At 73.6% G+C, this 15,089-nt stretch carries 11 protein-coding genes; 5 read left to right on the forward strand and 6 right to left on the reverse strand.

Going from position 1 to position 15,089, the window contains the following annotated elements; genetic code table 11:
* From AC07FV_RS34580 to ccrA, 5 genes are all read left to right on the forward strand, one after another.
* A partial coding sequence (locus AC07FV_RS34580) for a thioesterase domain-containing protein (protein WP_479091707.1) occupies positions 1-1,578 on the forward strand: 1,578 nt, incomplete at its 5' end.
* On the forward strand, positions 1,578-2,288 hold the full coding sequence (locus AC07FV_RS34585; RefSeq protein WP_479091708.1) for a class I SAM-dependent DNA methyltransferase: 711 nt from the start codon (positions 1,578-1,580) through the stop codon (positions 2,286-2,288). The genes AC07FV_RS34580 and AC07FV_RS34585, both read left to right, overlap by 1 nt.
* A 143-nt stretch (positions 2,289-2,431) precedes the next feature.
* Complete coding sequence (locus AC07FV_RS34590) at positions 2,432-3,709, forward strand: cytochrome P450 family protein (RefSeq protein WP_479091709.1); 1,278 nt, start codon at positions 2,432-2,434, stop codon at positions 3,707-3,709.
* A 40-nt stretch (positions 3,710-3,749) separates the two neighbouring features.
* Positions 3,750-5,015: an activator-dependent family glycosyltransferase gene (locus AC07FV_RS34595; RefSeq protein WP_384704501.1), complete on the forward strand. Its 1,266-nt coding sequence runs from the start codon at positions 3,750-3,752 to the stop codon at positions 5,013-5,015.
* A gap of 26 nt (positions 5,016-5,041) precedes the next feature.
* A complete protein-coding gene (ccrA, locus tag AC07FV_RS34600) occupies positions 5,042-6,391 on the forward strand; it encodes a crotonyl-CoA carboxylase/reductase (RefSeq protein WP_479091710.1) in 1,350 nt (449 codons plus the stop codon).
* 125 nt (positions 6,392-6,516) lie between these two features.
* Here the strand turns inward: ccrA and AC07FV_RS34605 are convergent, their stop codons facing one another.
* The 6 genes from AC07FV_RS34605 to AC07FV_RS34630 form a co-directional block, all read right to left on the reverse strand.
* Positions 6,517-7,182, reverse strand: coding sequence for an O-methyltransferase (locus AC07FV_RS34605; RefSeq protein WP_479091712.1), 666 nt, complete (start codon positions 7,180-7,182; stop codon positions 6,517-6,519).
* Between the two features lie 5 nt (positions 7,183-7,187).
* Entirely contained in the window at positions 7,188-8,432 is a 1,245-nt protein-coding gene (locus tag AC07FV_RS34610; RefSeq protein ID WP_479091714.1) for an acyltransferase family protein, read from the reverse strand.
* A 348-nt stretch (positions 8,433-8,780) separates the two neighbouring features.
* Positions 8,781-9,632: an ABC transporter permease gene (locus AC07FV_RS34615; RefSeq protein WP_479091715.1), complete on the reverse strand. Its 852-nt coding sequence runs from the start codon at positions 9,630-9,632 to the stop codon at positions 8,781-8,783.
* A 15-nt stretch (positions 9,633-9,647) separates the two neighbouring features.
* On the reverse strand, positions 9,648-10,586 hold the full coding sequence (locus tag AC07FV_RS34620) for an ABC transporter ATP-binding protein (protein ID WP_479091719.1): 939 nt from the start codon (positions 10,584-10,586) through the stop codon (positions 9,648-9,650).
* Positions 10,587-10,597: 11 nt separating this feature from the next.
* Entirely contained in the window at positions 10,598-10,825 is a 228-nt protein-coding gene (locus AC07FV_RS34625) for an MbtH family protein (RefSeq protein WP_356612796.1), read from the reverse strand.
* A gap of 13 nt (positions 10,826-10,838) precedes the next feature.
* Positions 10,839-15,089 (reverse strand): non-ribosomal peptide synthetase (locus tag AC07FV_RS34630; protein ID WP_479091717.1); only part of this gene is annotated, 4,251 nt, incomplete at its 5' end.

Raw genomic sequence — 15,089 nt, forward strand, 5'->3', positions numbered from 1 at the left:
GGGCAGTCGGTGTATGCGGCGGCCAATGCGCATCTGGATGCGTTGGCGGAGCGGCGTCGTGCGCGGGGGCGGGTCGCGACGTCCGTGGCCTGGGGTCCGTGGGACGGCGACGGCATGGGCGAGATGGCCCCCGAGGGCTACTTCGCCCGCCACGGAGTGGTCCCGCTCCCTCCCGAGACGGCGCTCACCGCCCTGCGGGAGGCAATCGACAGCGGCGAGGCCACGGTGACCGTGGCGGACATCGACTGGGAACGGTTCGCCCCCGCCTTCACCGCTTTCCGCCCCAGCCCGCTGATCGCCGGCATCCCCGCCGCCCGCACGGAGTCCGCCGCCCGCACGGAGTCCACGGCCCGCACGGAGTCCGCCGCCGGCCGGCCCGCCGAGGAGACTCCCGCCGCCCCCGGCCTGCCGCGAGCGCGGCCCGAGGACCGGCCGCGGCTCGCCCTGGAACTGGTGCTCCGCCACGTCACCGCGGTCCTCGGCCACCCCGAGGAGGAGCGGGTCGACGCCCGGGCCCCCTTCCGGGACCTCGGCTTCGACTCGCTCGCCGCCGTACGGCTGCGCCGCCGGCTCGCCGAGGACACCGGGCTCGACCTGCCCGGCACCCTCGTCTTCGACCACGAGGACCCCACCGCGCTGGCCCACCACCTCGCCGGCCTGGCCGACGCGGCGGCCACCGGCCCGCGGGAGGACCCGGCCCGGGCCGAGAGCGGACTGTTCTCCTCCTTCCGCACCGCCGTCGCCCAGCACAGGTCGGCCGAGGTCGTGGAACCGATGGCGGACCTGGCGGCTTTCCGGCCCGCCTACTCCCGACAGAACCCCGGTTCCGGCCGCCCCGCACCGGTCCCCCTCGCGACCGGACCGGCGACGCGTCCCGCGCTGTACTGCTGCGCCGGCACCGCGGTCGGCTCCGGCCCCGCCGAGTACGTCCCGTTCGCCGAAGGGCTGCGCGGCCTCAGGGAGACGGTCGTCCTGCCCCTGTCCGGCTTCGGCGGTCCCCGGGAGCCGATGCCCGCGTCCCTCGACGCGCTGCTCGACGTCCACGCCGACGTCCTCCTGGAGCACGCCGCCGGCCAGCCCTTCGCCCTCGCCGGCCACTCCGCCGGCGCGAACATCGCCCACGCCCTGGCCGCCCGGCTGGAGGAACGCGGCACCGGTCCCGTCGCCGTAGTCCTGATGGACGTCTACCGCCCCGAGGACCCCGGTGCGATGGGCGAGTGGCGCGACGACCTGCTCGGCTGGGCCCTCGAACGCAGCACCGTGCCCCTGGAGGACCACCGGCTCACCGCCATGGCCGGCTATCAGCGACTGGTGCTCGACACCCGGCTCACCGCCCTCGCGGCCCCCGTCCTGCTGGCCCGGGCCTCCGAACCCCTGCGCGCGTGGCCGCCCGCCGGCGGGGCCCGGGGCGACTGGCGCTCCCGGGTGCCGTTCGCGCGGACCGTCGCCGACGTGCCGGGCAACCACTTCACCATGCTCACCGAACACGCGCGGCACACCGCGTCCGTGGTGCACGAATGGCTGGACAGCCTCCCGCACCAGGCCGGACCCGCCCCGCTCACCGGAGGGGAACACTGATGTACGCAGACGACATCGCGGCCGTCTACGACCTGGTCCACGAGGGGAAGGGAAAGGACTACCGGCAGGAGGCCGAGGAGATCGCCGCCCTCGTGCGCGCCCACCACCCGGACGCCCGGACCCTGCTCGACGTGGCCTGCGGCACCGGCCGGCACCTGCACCACCTCGACGGCCTCTTCGACCACGTCGAGGGGCTGGAGATCTCCCCCGACATGCTGACCCTCGCGAAGGGCCACAACCCCGGCATCACCTTTCACGAAGGAGACATGCGCTCCTTCTCCCTGGACCGCCGGTTCGATGCGGTGACCTGCATGTTCAGCTCCATAGGACACCTGCGGAACACCGAGGAACTCGACAGCGCGCTGCGCTCCTTCACCCACCACCTCGAACCGTCCGGCGTCATCGTCGTCGAACCCTGGTGGTTCCCCGAGACCTTCACCCCCGGCTACGTCGGCGCCAGCATCACCGAGGCGGGCGAGCGCACCGTCTGCCGGGTCTCGCACTCCGTACGGGAGGGAGACGCCACCCGCATCGAGGTGCACTACCTCCTCGCCGGGCCCGGCGGCATCCGCCACCTCACCGAGGACCACACCATCACCCTGTTCCGGCGCGCCGACTACGAGGCGGCCTTCGAGCGCGCCGGCTGCGACGTGGCCTACCAGGAGGGCGGCCCCTCCGGCCGCGGGCTGTTCGTCGGCACCCGCCGCTGACCGGACCCCACCTGCGCGAGGCCCCCCTCCGACCACGCACCACGCACCGGCCCAGGTACGGGCCGCCGGCCTTCCCCCTGCCACACCTGCCGCCCCGATCGTGCGAGCGCCTCCACCGACCCGAGAAGAAAGGCAGGGCAGCCATGCCCACCCTGGCCACGGAACCGGCCCCCGGGAACACGAACACGAACGCGCACACGAGCACGAACACGGGCGTGCGCGCGCTCGGCCGCCGCCTTCAGCTGACCCGCGCCGCCCACTGGTGCGCCGGCAACCAGGGCGACCCGTACGCGCTGATCCTGCGCGCCGTCGCCGACCCCGAGCCCTACGAGCGGGAGATACGGGCCGCCGGACCGTGGTTCCACAGCGCCCCGCTGGACGCCTGGGTGACCGCGGACCCCGAGGTCGCAGCGGCCGTCCTGGCCGACCCGCGCTTCGGCACCCTGGACCGGGCGGGCCGCCGCCCCGACGAGGAACTGCTGCCCCTCGCCGAGGCGTTCCCCCTCCCCGAACGCGCCGAGCTGGTCCGCCTGCGGGCGCTGGCCGGCCCGGTGCTCGGCCGGTGCGCCCCGGCCCAGGCGTCCTGCGCGGCCCGCACCACCGCCCGCAGGCTGCTCGGCCGCCTGCTGCCCGCCGGTGACGCCGCTTTCGACCTCGTCACCGACGTCGCCCGGCCCTACGCCGTGGAGCTGGTGCTCAGGCTCCTCGGAGTGCCGGGCCGCGACCGCGACACCGCCGCGCGGGCGCTCGCCGCCTGCGGACCCCAGCTCGACGCCCGGATGGCCCCGCAACTCCTCACCGTCGCCCGGGAGTCCGCCGACGCAGTCCGCACGCTGGCGGAGCTGGTCCCCGAACTCGTCGCCGAGAAGTCCCGGTCCGCCGGGACCGCGGAGCCCCGGCCCGACGACGTCCTCGCCCTCCTCCTGCACGACGGCGTCACGCCCCGCGACGTCGAACGCATCGCGCTGCTCCTCGCGCTCGGCACCCCCGAACCCGTCGTCACCGCCGTCGCGCACACCGTCCACCGGCTGCTCGGCCGGCCGGGGGAGTGGGAGGGGGCCCGCCGGACACCGGCCGCGGCGAAGGCCGTCGACCAGCTGCTGCGCGACCGCCCCCCGGCCCGGCTGGAGAGCCGGGTCGCGCACACCGACCTGGAACTCGGCGGCCGTCGGATCGCCGCCGACGAGCACGTCGTGGTGGTGGCCGCAGCCGGACGGCAGAGCCCCGGGCCGGAGCCGCTCGGGGGCCCGGACGGCCCCCAGTCGGCCCTCGCCCTGCCGCTCGTCCGCCTGGCCGCCACCACCGCCGTCCAGGTCACGGCCGGCCGCCTGCCCGGACTGCGGGCCGAGGGCCCGCCCCTGACCCGGCCGCGGTCCCCGGTCCTGGGCGCCTGCGCCCGCCTCCGGGTGCACCCGGGATGACCCCGGCCGTCCGTACGCCCCCTCCCAGACCGGAGCCGCTGTGCGCGTCCTGCTGACCTCCCTCGCCCACAACACCCACTACTACAGTCTGGTGCCCCTCGCCTGGGCGCTGCGCGCCGCCGGGCACGAGGTGCGGGTGGCCAGCCCGCCCTCGCTCACCGACGTCATCACCTCCACCGGCCTGACCGCCGTGCCGGTGGGCGACGACCTGCCCGCCGCGGAGCTGCTCGCCGAGATGGGCAGCGACCTCGTCCCCTACCAGCGGGGCTTCGAGTTCGGTGAGGTGGAGAGCGAGGAGGAGACCACCTGGGAGTACCTGCTCGGCCAGCAGAGCATGATGGCCGCCCTGTGCTTCGCCCCGTTCAACGGCGCCGCCACGATGGACGAGATCGTCGACTTCGCCCGCGGCTGGCGGCCCGACCTCGTCGTGTGGGAACCCTGGACCTACGCGGGCCCGGTCGCGGCCCGTGCCTGCGGTGCCGCCCACGCCCGCATCCTGTGGGGCCCCGACGCCATCGGACGCTCCCGCCTGCGCTTCCTCGCCGCGCTCGACGGCACACCGCCGGAGCTGCGCGAGGACCCCATCGCCGAGTGGCTCGGCTGGACCCTCGACCGGTACGGGTACGCCTTCGACGAACGCGACGTGCTCGGCCACTGGGTGATCGACCCGGGCCCCCGCAGCACCCGTCTCGACCTGGGCCAGACCACGGTGCCCATGTGCTACGTGCCCTACAACGGGCGCTCCGTGATCGAACCCTGGCTCGCCCGCAAGCCCGACCGCCCCCGCGTCTGCCTCACCCTCGGCGTCTCCGCCCGCGAGACCTACGGCCGGGACGCGGTCTCCTACGCCGAACTGCTGGAGGCGCTCGGCCGGCTGGACATCGAGGTGGTGGCCACCCTCGACACCTCCCAGCTCGACCGCCTGGGCACCCTGCCCGACAACGTCGTACCGGTGGACTTCGTACCGCTCGACGCGCTGCTGCCGAGCTGCGCCGCGATCATCCACCACGGCGGAGCGGGCACCTGGTCCACCGCCCTGCGCCACGGAGTGCCCCAGATCCTGCTGCCGTCCCTGTGGGACGCGCCGCTCAAGGCGCAGCAACTCCAGCGCCTGTCCGCCGGGTTCGACCTGCCCGCCGCGACGCTCACCGCGCGCGGCCTGGCGGACGCGGTGCACACGGCCGTGCACGATCCCGCGATCCGGGCGGGCGCGCGGCGGCTGAGCGAGGAGATGCTCGCCGATCCCACGCCCGCCGGGATCGTCCCCACCCTGGAGCGCCTCACGGCCCTGCACCGGGCCGCCTGACGACACGAGCGAACGGAGACCTTCCCATGCCCGAGAGCCAGGCGCAGAGCGCGCTGCTCGCCGCGGTCACCGCCGCGGACCGCACCCCCGAGGACATCGCCGCGCTGCCGCTGCCCGAGTCCTTCCGGGCCGTGACGGTCCGCAAAGAGGACACCGGCATGTTCCGCGGCATGCCGAGCGCGGACAAGGACCCGCGCAAGTCCCTGCACGTCGACGAGGTGCCGCTGCCCGAAGTGGGGCCGGGCGAGGCGCTGGTCGCGGTGATGGCCAGCTCCGTCAACTACAACACCGTATGGTCGTCCATCTTCGAGCCCCTCCCCACGTTCGGCTTCCTGGAGCGCTACGGGCGCACCTCGCCGCTGGCCGCCCGCCACGACCTGCCGTACCACATCCTCGGCTCCGACCTCTCCGGCGTGGTGCTGCGCACCGGACCCGGCGTGAACGTCTGGAAACCCGGTGACGAGGTCGTGGCGCACTGCCTGTCGGTGGAGCTGGAGAGCCCCGACGGGCACGACGACACCATGCTCGACCCGGCCCAGCGCATCTGGGGCTTCGAGACCAACTTCGGGGGGCTGGCCGAGGTGGCCCTCGTCAAGTCGAACCAGCTGATGCCGAAGGCGGCCCACCTCACCTGGGAGGAGGCCGCCGCGCCCGGCCTGGTCAACTCCACCGCCTACCGCCAGCTGGTCTCCCGCAACGGGGCCGGGATGAAGCAGGGCGACAACGTGCTGATCTGGGGCGCCAGCGGGGGCCTCGGGTCGTACGCCACCCAGCTGGCCCTCGCCGGCGGGGCGCACCCCGTCTGCGTGGTCTCCAGCGCGCGCAAGGCCGAGGTGTGCCGGTCCATGGGCGCGGAGGCCATCATCGACCGCTCCGCCGAGGACTACCGCTTCTGGAGCGACGAGGACACCCAGGACCCGCGGGAGTGGAAGCGTTTCGGCAAGCGCATCCGCGAGGTCACCGGCGGCGAGGACGTCGACATCGTCTTCGAGCACCCCGGCCGGGAGACCTTCGGGGCGTCCGTCTACGTCACCCGCAGGGGCGGCACCATCGTCACCTGCGCCTCCACCTCGGGCTTCCGCCACGAGTTCGACAACCGCTACCTGTGGATGCACCTCAAGCGCATCGTCGGCACCCACTTCGCCAACTACCGCGAGGCGTGGGAGGCGAACCGGCTCGTCACCAAGGGGCGGATCCACCCCACCCTCTCGCGCACCTACCCGCTCGCCGACACGGCGTCGGCCGTGCACGACGTGCACGGCAACCAGCACCAGGGCAAGGTCGGGGTGCTCTGCCTGGCCCCGACGGAGGGGCTGGGCGTGCGCGACGAGGAGATGCGGGCGCGGCACCTCGACGCGATCAACCGGTTCCGCTGACCGCGCGGGGCCGGCCCTCCGCGGCCGGCCCCGCACACACGTCCGCCGCCGACCTGCCCGGGCAGGTCGGCGGCGGACGTGTGTGCTCCGGTGACGCGGCCCGTGGGGCCGCCCACCGTGCGGGCTCACTCCCGTCGGCGGGCCAGCGTGATGCCGTCGGCGACCGTCAGCAGGGCGATGTCCACGCGTGCGTCGTCGCGCAGCACCTCGTTGAGGGTGCGCACGGCGACGGTGTCGGGGTCGTCGGCGGCCGGGTCGGCCACCCGGCCGAAGAACAGCGTGTTGTCGACCGCCACGAGCCCGCCGGGGCGCACCAGGGCCAGCGCCTGCTCGTAGTAGTGCGGGTACCCGGTCTTGTCGGCGTCGACGAAGACCAGGTCGAACGAGCCGTCCCCCTCTTGCTCGCGGAGTTCGGCGAGGGTGCGGACGGCGTCGCCGACCCGCAGGTCGATCCGGGAGTCCACCCCGGCCCGACGCCAGTACGGGGCGCCGACGCCGGGCCACCTGTCGCTGATGTCGCAGGTGACGACGGTGCCGTCGGCGGGCAGCGCGCGCGCCATGCACAGCGTGCTGTAGCCGGTGAACGTGCCGATCTCCAGCACGCGCCGGGCACCGACGAGCCGGATCAGCAGGGCGAGGAACTGCGCCTCCTCGGGCATGATCTGCATGGCCCGGCCCCCGGGGAGCCCGGCGGTCACCTCGTGCAGTTCGCGCAGCAGGTCGTCGTCCCGCAGCGCGACGCTCCGGGCGTACTCCAGCAGCGCGGGGCTGAGAGCCGTCTGGTCCGCCACGCTCATCATCCTCTCGGGGTGGGTTCGTTCGACGCGGCCGGCGTCCGCGCGGGCGCGGGCCCGCCCGGTGCGACGGGCACGCCGGCCACGTCGGGTGCGGGTGAACTCCGTGGAGCCGCGGCTCCACCGGGCTTCGTCCGGAAGGCGGACCCGCGGCTCCCGAACAGGCGCATACAGGGCTGCTCCACGACGGTGTGCAGCAGCCAGCCGCCCGCGATCGCCACCGTCAGCATCGCCACCGACAGGGCGATCGCGGCCGGGGTGCTCCACTGGCGCTCGTAGCCCAGATCGCCGCCCATCAGCCGGTGCCCGTAGCGGATGATCAGGAAGTGGACCAGGTAGAAGGCGAAGGACCACTGGCCCAGCCGCACCAGCGTCGCCGAGCGCAGCCCGGTGCGGCGGCCGTGCACGTCGGCGTCGGCCAGCGCCGTGATCAGCAGGGCGGCCGGCACGACGGAGCACGCGACGAGGGTGAAGATGGGCGACGCCACCTGGGTGAGGCCGTAGCTCCCGGCGAGGAGCGCGGTGCAGACCGCCGGGCCGGGGCCCCTCCAGACCCCCGCGCGCAGGATCAGCGCCATCACGATGCCGAGGACGAACTCCAGCATCCGCACCGGCGGCAGCCAGTACGCGAACCAGACCTCGTTGAGCGTCATCCCGGGGGCCACCTCCTCGCTCGCGGGGAGCAGGCCCGCCAGCAAGGGCACACACGCCACGGCCGCGGCGAGACCGGCGGCGCACCACCACAGCCGCCGCGCGGGAATCCTGCGCACCAGCCGGTACCACAGCGGGAACGACAGATAGAAGGCGATCTCGCAGGAGAGCGACCAACTGGGCGTGTTGAAACTGGCGGTGAGGGTCGCGTCGGGCAGCCAGGACTGCACGAGCAGGATGTTGGGCACCAGCCCGTCCCACACGGAACCGCCGGGGAGTACCGGTTCCGACAGGGAGAAGATGATGAGTGCCGCGATGCCGAACGTCGCGAGGTGCAGCGGATAGATCTTCGCGATACGGCGCCGCCAGAATGTCGGCACGGAATCCTCGTCGCGGGCCGACCAGGTGAGAACGAATCCACTCAGGATGAAGAAGATCGAGACCGCCATGGAACCGAGCGGGGTGATGTGCAGCAGTGCGCTGCCGACCTGCTCGTCGGCGAAGAAGCCCTGCTGGGCGATGTGGCAGGCGAATACCGTCAGCGCCGCGTACCAACGGAGGCCGGTGAGCGACGACAGATCGACGCGCTGGAGCACTGGATTATCGCTCCTCTGTTTCGGGGTGGGGACCGGGGACGGAACGACCGCACGAAGGGCTGAGTCATCCTGGGGCGCGGTGCGCTGGGCCGACAACCCGCAGATGACACAGTCGGCGGTGATCGGCCCGCGCCACCCGTGGCCCCCGTCGGACCTGACGAAGTCGGCCGGCCATGTTCCCCGTCCGGCCTGGGGCGGAAACCTGTTCAACGCCCAGTGGGAGCCCTGTACGCGTTCGAGCGGGGACTGGCGTCCTCGCGCCGGGACTTCGCTCCCGTACCGCCACTGAGACCGCGCCCGCCTCCCCGGACGACCCGGGAAGGCGGGCGACGGACGCGCGCGCCGCGCCTACTCGTTCGGGGGCCTCCGGAAGGAACGCCCCGCCACGTACATCCCCACGGCCATGAGCGCGGTGCTGGTCAGCAGCGCGCCGGGCACGCTCCACCCCGGGTCCCAGTCCAGCGCCAGGCGGCGGGCGCTGTCGACCGCGTACGTCACGGGGTTCAGGTGCGCCACCGAGCGCAGCCACTCGGGAAGGGCGTCCAGCGGAACGAACGCACTGGAGGCGAACATCAGCGGGAACATCACCAGCACCGCGAGACTCGACATCACCTCCACACTGCGCAGCCACGCCGCGAGGGCGATGAACCCCCAGATCAACGACCAGATGACGAACAGGGTGAGGAGCAGGGCGGCGGACGTGCCCCACACGCCCCCCGCCGGACGGAAGTCCAGCAGGACCACACCGACGGCCACGAGGACGACCAACTCGGTGAACACGCGCACCAGATCGGCCAGCGAACGGGCGACCAGCACCAGGAAGAGCCGGGCCGGCAGGACGCGGAAGCGCGCCACCATCCCGTTGTCCATGTCCCTGACCAGGCCCACCCCCGCGCCCTGGGCCGAGCCGATACCGGTGGTGACCAGCAGCGCGGGCACCACGTAGTCGATGTAGCGCACCCCCTGCGGGAAGTCGGCCGGGTCCGCCATGCTGCCGAAGATCTCACTCAGCAGCAACAGCATGATCACCGGCTGCATCAGGCTGAACAGCGCCAGCCTGCGGTCGCCGTACATGGAACGGATCTGCCGTGCGGTCAGGACCCACAGCTGGGTGCCGAGGCCGGCACCGCGCCACACGGCGCCGGCCGGGGTACCGGTGCCGACCGCCACCTCCTTCACGGCGCGCTCCTGGATGGCCAACGGAACTCCTGGGGATCAGGCCGCGTCGGCGGCGGGTGAGGAATGGGTGAGCGCCAGGTAGACGTCGTCCAGGGACGGCTCCTTGACGGTCAGCTCGACGGCCTGCGTGCCGACCGTGTCCAGGGCGCGGATGACGCCCGCGATGTCGGCCGAGGTGTCCACGGGCGTGCTCAGCGCGTGCTCCCCGGCGTCGGACCGCGGGCGGAACCCGGCGGCGGTCAGCGCGGCGGCGGCGGCCGTCAGGTCGGCGGCGGGCGGCAGGACCACCCGCACCGACCGGTGGCCCAGGTCCGCCTTGAGACGGTGGGTGGTGTCCGAGGCCACGACCCGGCCCTTCGACAGGACGGTGATCCAGTCGGCCAACCGGTCCGCCTCGTCCAGGTACTGCGTGGTCAGCAGGACCGTCGTACCCTCCGCCACCAGCTTCTCGACCGTCTCCCACAGGGCGATCCGGGTCGCCGGGTCCAGCCCGGTCGTCGGCTCGTCGAGGAACAGCACGTCCGGCCGGCCGACCAGGCTGGCGGCGAGGTCGAGCCGCCGGCGCATCCCGCCCGAGTAGGTGCGGGAGGGCTGGTGGGCCGCCCCGGTCAGCTCGAACAGCTCCAGCAGCTCGGTGGCGCGGGCGGCCGCGTCACGCCGCCCCGCACCGAGCAGCCGGCCGATCAGGACGAGATTGCGGAAACCGCTCAGGTACTCGTCCACCGACGCGAACTGTCCGGTCACGCCGATGCGCGCGCGGATCTCCGCACCCTGCGTCGCGACGTCGAAACCGGCGACGGTCACCGTGCCCGCGGAGGCCGGAGAGACCGTGGACAGGATGTTCACCAAGGTCGTCTTGCCGGCCCCGTTGTGACCCAGCAGCCCGAGCACCCGGCCCCGCTCGACCTCGATGTCCACGCCGTTGAGGGCGTGGACGTCACCGAAGCTCTTGCGGACGCCGACCGCCCTGATCATGGCGTCGTCGCTCAAGGGGCGTCCTGCCCGGCCGCCGCCATCGCCTCGACGAGGCTCTTGGGCCGCATGTCGGTCCAGTTCTCGTTGATGTAGTCCAGGCACGACTGGCGGTCCGTCTCCGACACGACGACGGACCAGCCCGCCGGGACCTCCGCGAACGACGGCCACAGCGAGTGCTGCCCCTCGTCGTTGACCAGTACGACGTAGGTGGCTTCCGTGTCCTCGAACGGGTTGCTCATGGTGTTTCCTTCCTCATCGGGATGCGCGAGGTGCGCGGGGTGCGCCGGATGCGCGGGGTGTGCCGGATGCGCGGGATGTGTCGTCCGCGGGCAGCCGGCCGACGAGCACGTCGGAGATCGCCGTGACCGCGGCCGGTTCGATCAAGAGGTCCTCGTGGAGGTGGTCGATCACCTGCTCGGTGATCCCCCCGGTGACGTACGGCCGCCAGGCGGCCACGTCGTGGACCGGGTCGTCCTCGGCGAACGAGGTCCCGGAGGAGAAGAAGAGCACGTCCCCGTCGAACACCTCGGGCCGCAGGTTCCTCGTCAGGCGCGAGCTGTTCACGTACACGCGGACCGCCGCGCCGATGTCACCGCCCGGCAGATGCCCCAAGGGGTGCCCCTTCGCCCGCAGATCCGCGAGCAGGGCCTCCTCCTGGTCCGGGTCGACCCGGTCCACGTCGAAGCCCAGCTCCTCACCGATCCGCGCCACCATCTCCGCCGCGTCCCAGTCGGCCCGCGTCGAGGCGGGCGGATAGGCGTCGACGATCGCGAGCAGGTCGACGCGCTGCCCCGCCGCCTGGAGGCGGGTGGCGACCCGGTGCGCGAGCAGCCCGCCCATGGACCAGCCGAGCAGCCGGTACGGGCCCTCCGGCTGGACCTCGCGGATCTGCGCGCAGTAGTCGTCGATCATCGCGTCGAGCGTCTCGGCGGGCGCCTCCTGCCCGAGCAGCCCGCGCGCCTGCACCGCGTAGACCGGCAGCGCGCTCGGCAACTGGGCGGCGAGCCGGCCGTAGCACCAGCCGAGGCCCAGGGCCGGGTGCAGGCAGAACACGGGGGTCCGGCCGTCGCCGCCCGCTCGCAGCGGAAGCATCGACGCGAAGGAACTCTTGCTGCCCCCCGCGTCCAGGTGCCGGAGCAGACCGGAGACCGTCGGGGCCTGGAAGAGGTCCCGGATCGACACCCGCAGACCGAGCGCCCCGCGGATGCCCGCGATCAGCTGGGTGGCCAGCAGGGAGTGACCGCCGAGCGCGAAGAAGCTCTCCTCCGTACCGACCCGTTCCAGGCCCAGCGCCTGGGCGAACAGCTCGCACAGGACCTGCTCCTGCGGGGTCACGGCCGCGCCGCTGCCGTCGCCGCCGCGGCTCGGGGCGGGCAGCGCCGCGCGGTCCAGTTTGCCGTTCGGGGTGAGCGGCAGGGCCTCGACGAGGACCACCGTCGGGACCATGTACTCGGGCAGCGCCGCGGCGACCCGGTGGTGCAGCTCCGCCGCGGTCGGCCGGGGCTCCGCGGCCGGGACGACGTAGGCCACTAGCCTCTTGTCGCCCGGGACGTCCTCCCGGACCACCACCGCCGCCTGCGACACATCGGGGGCCCGGGCGACGACCGTCTCGACCTCGGCCGGCTCCACCCGGAAGCCGCGGATCTTGACCTGGTCGTCGGACCGGCCGACGAACTCCAGCAGGCCCTCACGGTTCCACCGGACCAGGTCGCCCGTGCGGTACATCCGGGTGCCGGGGGCGCCGAACGGGTCCGCGACGAAGCGCTCGGCGGTCGGGCCGGGCCGGCTCGCGTACCCCCGGGCCAGGCCGGCCCCCGCGATGTACAGCTCCCCGGTGACCCCGGGCGGCACCGGATGCAGCCCCGAGTCCAGGACATGGACGCGGGTGTTGTCCAGCGGGCGGCCCAGCGGCAGACCGTCGGCCGCCCGGTACGGTGCCCGGACGGCGTGACCGGTGGCGCACAGGGTGATCTCGGTGGGGCCGTACAGATGACGCACCACGGTACGGGGGTTGGCCTCCAGGACCCGCTCCACGGCGCCCGCGGAGACCACGTCACCGCCGGTCAGCACCTCGCGGACCAGGCCGAAGCCGTCCGTCAGGTCCTCCGCCATCGCACGGAAGAGACCCGCGGTCAGGTGCAGATGGGTGATGCCCCGCTCCCGGACCAGACGGTCCAGGACCAGCGCGTCCAGGTCGCCCGCCTCGGCGACCACCACGAGGGCTCCGCGCAGCAGCGGCACCCAGATCTCGTACACGGAGATGTCGAAGGCGTGCGGTGCGTGCATCAGCACCCGGTCGCCCTCGCCGACGTCCCATCCGCGGTCCAGGGCCAGGTCCACGACGTCCCGGTGCGTGACGGCCACCCCCTTGGGGGTCCCCGTCGAACCGGACGTGTACATCACGTAGGCGAGCCGGTCCGGCTCCACCGTGCGGGGCAGCTCCGCCACCGGGTCCGCGTCGGGCCGGCCGTCGCAGACCAGGACCGCCGTGCCGGCCGCCCGCTGCTCGTCCACCAGTTCGTGCCCGGCCAGGGGTTGATCGGTGACGAGCACCGGGGCACCGGCCTCGGCGAGGACCGTGCGCATCCGTGCCGTCGGGTAGCCGGTGTGGAGGGGCACGTAGGTACCGCCCGCCCGCACCACGGCGAGGAGCACCGCGACGAGGTCCGCGGAACGGTCCATCAGCAGCGCGACCGGCGTCTCGGCCCGCACGCCCAGGTCCACCAGCCGCCGGGCCAGCCGGTCGGCCCGCGCGTCCAGCTCGGCGTACGTCCACCGCACCTCGCCGCACTCCACGGCCGGGGCGTCCGGGGTCCGCGCAGCCTGGGCGGCGAACAGCTCCGGCAGGGACAGCGCCGGTACCGCGGTCACGGTCGCGTTCCAGTCCTCGACGACGCGCTGCCGCTCCGCCGCCGACAGGATCTCGAACTCGCCGACCCTGCGGTCCGGGGCGGCGACCGCGGCGGCCAGCAGCCGCACCAGCCCGTCCGCGAGGCCGGTGACGGTCTCCCGGTCGAAGAGGTCCAGGCTGTACTCGATCCGGCCGCTGATGCCGGCCGGTTCGCCGTCGGGGGAGCGGTGCTCGGCCAGCCCGAAGTTCAGGTCGAACTTCGCCGTGCCCGCGTCGACGGGCTGACCGTCGGCCGCCAGTCCCGGCAGGTCCAGGGCGACGGCGGTGGTGTTCCAGCTCAGCGCGGTCTGGAACAGCGGATGGCGGGCCAGCGCCCGTTCGGGGTTGAGGACCTCGACGAGCCGCTCGAAGGGCACGTCCTGGTGGGCGAAGGCCTCCAGGTCCGTACGGCGCACCCGGTCCAGGAGGTCACGGAAGCGCGGGTTGCCCGAGACGTCGGTGCGCAGCACCAGGGTGTTGACGAAGAACCCGACGAGATCCTCCACCGCGGAGTCGGTGCGACCGGCGACCGGGGTGCCCAGGGGGATGTCGGTGCCGGCGCCCATTCTGGACAGCAGTGCGGCGAGGGCGGCCTGGACCACCATGAAGACGGTCACGTTCCGTTCGGCGGCCAGGGTCCGCGCGGCGGCGTGCAGGCCGGCGGGGATGTCCAGTTCGACGGTGGCGCCGCGGAACGTCGGCACGGCGGGCCGGGAGCGGTCCGCGGGCAGCTCCAGCTCCTCCGGCAGCCCGGCCAGCGTGCGCTGCCAGAAGCCCAGTTGGCGGGAGACGGCCGAGTCGGGGTCGTCGGCGGAACCCAGCACCTCGTGCTGCCAGAGCGCGTAGTCCGGATACTGGAGGGTGAGCGGCTCCCACTCGGGCGCGTGGCCCCGGAGCCGGGCCCGGTAGGCGCCGGCCAGGTCGCGGGCGAGCGGTCCCATCGACCAGCCGTCGCCGGCGATGTGGTGCACCAGCACCAGCAGGACGTGCTCCGTGGGCGAGAGTTCGAACGACCAGACCCGCAGCGGCGTCTCGGCGCTGAGGTCGAAGGCGTACCGGCTCGCCTCCGTGACCCGCTCGTCCAGCTCGGCGCCCGACACCCGGACCCTGACCAGCTCCGGCCGGGCCTCCGCTTCGTCCAGCACGACCTGGTGCGGGCCCTCCGCGTCCTCCAGGAACACGGTCCGCAGGCTCTCGTGCCGCGCCGTCACGTCGCGCAGGGCCGCCGCGAGAGCCTCGTGGTCGAGCCCGCCGCGCAGCCGGACCGCCGTCGAGATGTTGTAGAGGTACGAGGACCGCTCCATCGTCTGGAGGAACCACAGGCGGCGCTGGGCGTGCGAGAGGGGGATGCGGCCGGGGCGGGGCCGGGCGGTGAGGGCGGTCCGGGCTCCCGGGGTGACGGCCAGCTCGCGGGCGAGTCCGCTGACGGTGGGGTGGTCGAACAGGTCCTTCACCGAGAGTTCGGCCCGGAGCGTGGTGCGGATACGGGAGACGAGGCGGGTGGCGAGCAGCGAGTGACCGCCGAGGTCGAAGAAGCTGTCGTCGATGCCGACGCGTTCGAGGCCGAGGATGTCGGCGAAGAGGTGGCAGAGGACTTCTTCGTGGGGGGTGCG

This window comes from Streptomyces sp. NPDC045956 (assembly GCF_056430705.1).